The organism is Streptomyces sp. NRRL S-118 (genome assembly GCF_000716335.1).
In the GTDB taxonomy this organism is placed as follows: Bacteria; Actinomycetota; Actinomycetes; order Streptomycetales; family Streptomycetaceae; genus Streptomyces.
On record NZ_KL591021.1, the window covers coordinates 52,019 to 57,560 of the forward strand.

General features: G+C 70.6%; 6 protein-coding genes. All 6 read left to right on the forward strand.

Translation table 11 applies throughout. The features are described from left to right. Window positions 1-521: oligopeptide/dipeptide ABC transporter ATP-binding protein (locus tag IH00_RS0128180; RefSeq protein ID WP_031078446.1), on the forward strand; the 521-nt coding region annotated here is incomplete at its 5' end. Between the two features lie 185 nt (window positions 522-706). Continuing rightward, complete coding sequence (locus IH00_RS0128185) at window positions 707-2,323, forward strand: peptide ABC transporter substrate-binding protein (RefSeq protein WP_031078448.1); 1,617 nt, start codon at window positions 707-709, stop codon at window positions 2,321-2,323. Between the two features lie 28 nt (window positions 2,324-2,351). After that, entirely contained in the window at window positions 2,352-3,275 is a 924-nt protein-coding gene (locus tag IH00_RS0128190) for an ABC transporter permease (protein ID WP_031078450.1), read from the forward strand. Then, window positions 3,268-4,257, forward strand: a complete 990-nt coding sequence (locus IH00_RS0128195) for an ABC transporter permease (protein ID WP_031078452.1) — start codon at window positions 3,268-3,270, stop codon at window positions 4,255-4,257. The genes IH00_RS0128190 and IH00_RS0128195 overlap by 8 nt, the downstream gene beginning before the upstream one ends. 6 nt (window positions 4,258-4,263) lie before the next feature. After that, window positions 4,264-5,250 (forward strand): ABC transporter ATP-binding protein, encoded by a 987-nt coding sequence (locus tag IH00_RS0128200; RefSeq protein ID WP_031078454.1) that lies wholly within the window; start codon window positions 4,264-4,266, stop codon window positions 5,248-5,250. Beyond that, window positions 5,231-5,542: ATP-binding cassette domain-containing protein (locus IH00_RS0128205; protein ID WP_158827960.1), on the forward strand; the 312-nt coding region annotated here is incomplete at its 3' end. The genes IH00_RS0128200 and IH00_RS0128205, both read left to right, overlap by 20 nt.

Genomic DNA, 5,542 nt, shown 5'->3' on the forward strand with positions numbered 1-5,542 from the left:
GCGGTCTCGCGCTCAACCCGGAGATCATCATCTGCGACGAGCCGGTGTCCGCCCTGGACGTGTCGGTGCAGGCGCAGGTGATCAACCTGATGGAGAAGCTGCAGGACGAGTTCAACCTGTCCTACATCTTCATCGCGCACGACCTGTCGATCGTGCGGCACATCTCGGACCGGGTCGGCGTGATGTACCTCGGCAAGATGGCCGAGATCGGTACGGACACGCAGATCTACGACCACCCGACGCACCCCTACACGCAGGCGCTGCTGTCGGCGGTCCCGGTGCCGGACCCGGAGGCCCGCGAGGGCCGCGAGCGGATCATCCTCACCGGTGACGTCCCCTCGCCGGCGAACCCGCCGTCCGGCTGCCGCTTCCGCACCCGCTGCTGGAAGGCGCAGGACAAGTGCGCCACCGAGGTCCCGCTGCTGGCGGTCCCGGAGCGCTTCCGCGGCGCCGACACCCCGGCGGCGCACGAGTCGGCGTGCCACTTCGCCGAGGAGAAGGACGTCGTCCACGCGGCGTGACCCCAGGGTCGGCGTGAACACCGGTGCCCCGGGCCGTGAGCGGCCCGGGGCACCCGTGCGTGTCCGGCCCCCTCCCGCATGCGGGTGGTGCCGTGCCCGGACGGACGGGTACGGCGTGCGCTCGCGCACCGTATGGGGTGGTATGTGGGCCTAGGGCGAGACCGAGGACCACCGGGAGGCACCCCATGCGCGGAGCCACGCACGTCAGGTCGGCCGCCTGTGCCGTGGCCGTCGCCCTCGCGGCGAGCGGCTGCGGCGGCGGCACAGCCGGCAGTGCCGACGGCATCGTGCGCTCCTCCTGGGGCGACCCCCAGAACCCCATCGAGCCCGCCAACACCAACGAGGTGCAGGGCGGCAAGGTCCTCGACCTCCTCTTCCGCGGCCTCAAGCGGTACGACCCCGTGACCGGCGAGGCCGAGAACATGGTCGCCGAGAGGATCGAGACGTCCGACTCGCGGACGTTCACCGTCACCCTCAAGAAGGGCTGGACCTTCAGCAACGGCGAGCCGGTCACCGCCCGCTCCTTCGTCGACGCCTGGAACTACGGCGCCCACATCGACAACAAGCAGAACAACGCGCCCTTCTTCAGCAACATCGAGGGCTACGACGACGTCCACCCCGCCTCCGGCAGCCCCCGCGCCAAGGCGATGAAGGGACTCGTCGTCAAGGACGCCCGGACGTTCACCGCCACCCTGAAGGACACGTTCTCCACCTGGCCGGAGACCCTCGGGTACCAGGCGTTCGTGCCCCTGCCCCGCACCTTCTTCACCGACCACGACGGCTGGCTGAACAAGCCCGTCGGCAACGGCCCGTACACGGTGGTGTCCTACCAGAAGGGCGCCGGCATGAAGCTGCGCCGCTGGGACGCCTACCCGGGCCCCGACAAGGCGCGCAACGGCGGCGTGGACCTCAACGTCTACACCGACAACAACACCGCCTACACCGACCTGATGGCCGGCAACCTCGACCTCGTCGACGACGTACCCGCGCAAGCGCTCAAGAACGTCGCGAGCGACCTCGGTGACCGCTACATCAACCAGCCCGCCCTCATCATCCAGACCCTCGCCTTCCCCATGTACCGGCCGGAGTGGTCCAGGCCCGGCATGGAGAAGGTCCGCCGCGGTCTGTCCATGGCCATCGACCGGGCCGAGATCACCCGGCAGATCTACCAGGGCACCCGCACCCCCGCGAAGGACTGGACCTCCCCGGCGCTCGGCGGCGACGGCGGCTACAGCGAACTGTGCGGTGCCGCCTGCACGTACAACCCCCGCGAGGCGAAGAAGCTCATCGAGGAGGGCGGCGGGCTGCCCGGCGGCCGGCTGACGCTCAGCTCCAACGTCGACACCGGCTCCCACCGCGCCTGGATGGACGCCGTCTGCAACAGCGTCAACAACACGCTCGGCAAGGGCGCGGTCTGCACGGTCGACCCCGTCGGCACCTTCGCCGACTACCGCAACCGCACGACGACCTACAAGATGAGCGGCCCCTTCCGCTCCGGCTGGCAGGCCGACTACCCGCTCATCCAGAACTTCCTGCAGCCGCTGTACTACACCGGCGGCTCCGCCAACTACGGCAAGTTCAGCAACCCCCGGTTCGACGCCCTCGTCGACAGGGCCAACCGGGCATCCGACCCGACCGCGGCGGTGAACGACTTCCAGGCCGCCGAACGCATCCTCGGCGAGCAGATGCCGGTCATCCCGCTCTGGTACCAGAACGGCAGCGCCGGCTACTCCGAGCGGCTCTCCGACGTGGCCCTGAACCAGTTCAGCGTCCCGGTCTACGACCGCATCAAGGTCAGCTGACACCCCGCGACCGACGACCGGAGCCCCCATGGGACGCTATGTGATCCGGCGGCTGCTCCAGATGATCCCGGTGTTCATCGGCAGCACCTTCCTCATCTTCTTCATGGTGTACGCGCTGGGCGACCCGGTCGCTGCCCTCTTCGGCGACCGCGCCCCCGACCCGGCCACCGCCGCCCGCATCCGCCACGACCTCCACCTCGACCAGCCCCTGTGGAAGCAGTACCTGCACTACATGGGGCAGATCTTCCAGGGCGACTTCGGCACCGCCTTCAACGGCCAGCAGGTCACCGAGCTGATGGCCTCGGCCTTCCCCGTCACCCTGCGGCTCACCCTCGTCGCCGTCGCCATCGAGATCGTCGTCGGCATCACCTTCGGCGTCATCAGCGGGCTCAAGCGCGGTCGTCCCCTCGACACCGGACTGCTGGTGCTCACCCTCGTCGTGATCTCCGTACCGACGTTCGTCTCCGGGTACCTGCTGCAGTACCTGTTCGGCGTGAAATGGGGCTGGGTGAGCCCGTCGGTCTCCATCGACGCCCGCCTGGACGAACTCATCCTGCCGGGCACCGTCCTGGCCCTCGTGTCGCTGGCCTACGTCACCCGGCTCAGCCGCACCTCCATCGCCGAGAACGTCCGCGCCGACTACGTCCGCACCGCCGTCGCCAAGGGCCTGCCGCGCCACCGGGTCATCACCCGCCACGTGCTGCGCAACTCCCTGATCCCCGTCGTCACCTTCATCGGCGCCGACATCGGCGCCCTCATGGGCGGCGCCATCGTCACCGAGCGGATCTTCAACATCCACGGCGTCGGCTACCAGCTCTACCAGGGCATCCTGCGCAACAACGCACCCACCGTCGTCGGCTTCGTGACGATCCTCGTGATCGTGTTCCTGCTGGCCAACCTGCTCGTCGACCTGCTGTACGCGGTCCTGGACCCGAGGATCCGTTATGCCTGAGCGCGACCCCGCGAAGGACGTCATCGCCCCGGCCGGCGCGGGCGGCGCCATGGACCTGGCGCTGAGCGAGGCGGAGACCCTGGAGGCCGCCACCCCCGCCACCCCCGTCACCCCCGGTCCCACCGGCGCCGTCGGCCGCCCCCGCTCCCTGTGGAGCGACGCCTGGCACCAGCTGCGCCGCAACCCCGTCTTCCTCGTCTCCGCCCTCCTCATCGTCTTCCTCGTCCTGATCGCCCTCTGGCCGCAGATCCTCGCCGGCGGCGACCCCCTGAGATGCGACCTGTCCAAGTCGCAGGCGGGCGCCGCCCCCGGCCACCCGTTCGGGTACGACACCCAGGGCTGCGACGTGTACACCCGTACGGTCCACGGAGCGCGGGCCTCCATCACCGTCGGCGTCTGCGCCACCCTCGGCGCCGCGGTGCTCGGCAGCCTGCTCGGCGGGCTCGCCGGGTTCTACGGCGGCTGGTGGGACGCCCTGCTCTCGCGCGCCGCCGACGTCTTCTTCGGCATCCCCGTCATCCTGGGCGGCCTGGTCTTCCTCTCCGTCGTCACCAGCTCCACCGTGTGGCCGGTCGTCGGCTTCATCGTGCTGCTCGGCTGGCCCCAGGTCGCCCGCATCGCCCGCGGCGCCGTCCTCACGGCGCGGGAGCACGACTACGTCCAGGCGGCGCGGGCCCTCGGCGCGGGCAGCGGGCGCATGCTGCTGCGCCACGTCGCGCCCAACGCCGTCGCACCCGTCATCGTCGTGGCCACCATCGCCCTGGGCACGTACATCGCCCTGGAGGCCACGCTCTCCTTCCTGGGGGTCGGGCTGCGGCCGCCGACCGTCTCCTGGGGCATCGACATCTCCAACGCCGCGCCGCAGATCCGCAACGCCCCGCACATGCTGCTGTGGCCGGCCGGCGCCCTGAGCATCACCGTGCTCGCCTTCATCATGCTCGGCGACGCGGTCCGCGACGCCCTCGACCCCAAGCTCCGGTAGGCCCCCATGCTGCTCGAAGTCCGTGATCTGTACGTCGAGTTCCGCACCCGCGACGGCGTGGCGCACGCCGTCAACGGCGTCTCGTACGCGGTCGACGCCGGCGAGACCCTGGCCGTGCTCGGCGAGTCGGGCTCGGGGAAGTCCGTCACCGCCCAGGCCGTCATGGGCATCCTCGACACCCCGCCCGGCCGCATCACGGGCGGCGAGATCCTCTTCCAGGGCCGCGATCTGCTCCCGCTCAAGGAGGACGCCCGGCGCCGGATCCGCGGCGCGGGGATGGCGATGGTCTTCCAGGACGCCCTGTCGGCGCTGAACCCGGTGCTCAGCGTCGGGGACCAGCTGGGGGAGATGTTCGTGGTCCACCGGGGCATGTCGAAGAAGGCCGCCCGCGCCAGGGCCGTGGAGCTGATGGACCGGGTCCGCATCCCCGCCGCCCGCGAGCGGGCCGGCCAGTACCCGCACCAGTTCTCCGGCGGCATGCGCCAGCGGATCATGATCGCGATGGCCATGGCGCTGGAACCGGACCTGATCATCGCCGACGAGCCGACCACCGCCCTGGACGTCACCGTCCAGGCCCAGGTCATGGACCTGCTCGCGGAACTGCGGCGCGAACTGGGCATGGGCCTGATCCTCATCACCCACGACCTGGGCGTCGTCGCCGATGTCGCCGACAGGATCGCGGTCATGTACGCGGGCCGGATCGTCGAGACCGCGCCCGTCCACGACGTCTACCAGGCACCCGCCCACCCGTACACCCAGGGCCTGCTCGACTCGATCCCCCGCCTGCACCACAAGGGCAAGGAGCTGTACGCCATCAAGGGCCTGCCGCCGAACCTGCTGGACATCCCGCCCGGCTGCGCCTTCCACCCCCGCTGCCCGCGCGCCCAGGACGTGTGCCGCACCGAGGAACCGCCGCTGTACGAGGTCTCCGAGGACCGGCGCAGCGCGTGCCACTTCTGGAAGGAGACCCTCCATGACGCCACCGCCCCCTGAGACACCGGTGCCGGGGGCGACGGCGCCCGGGACGCCGCTGCTGGAAGTGCGCGGGCTCGTCAAGCACTACCCCCTCACCCGGGGCATCGTCCTCAAGAAGCAGATCGGCGCGGTCAAGGCGGTCGACGGCGTCGACTTCACGCTGGGGAAGGGCGAGACGCTCGGCATCGTGGGCGAGTCCGGCTGCGGCAAGTCGACCGTCGCCCGCATGCTCGTCCACCTGGAGCGCCCCACGGCCGGGCGGATCCTCTACAAGGGCGAGGACATCACCAAGCTGTCCGGCCGCGCGCTG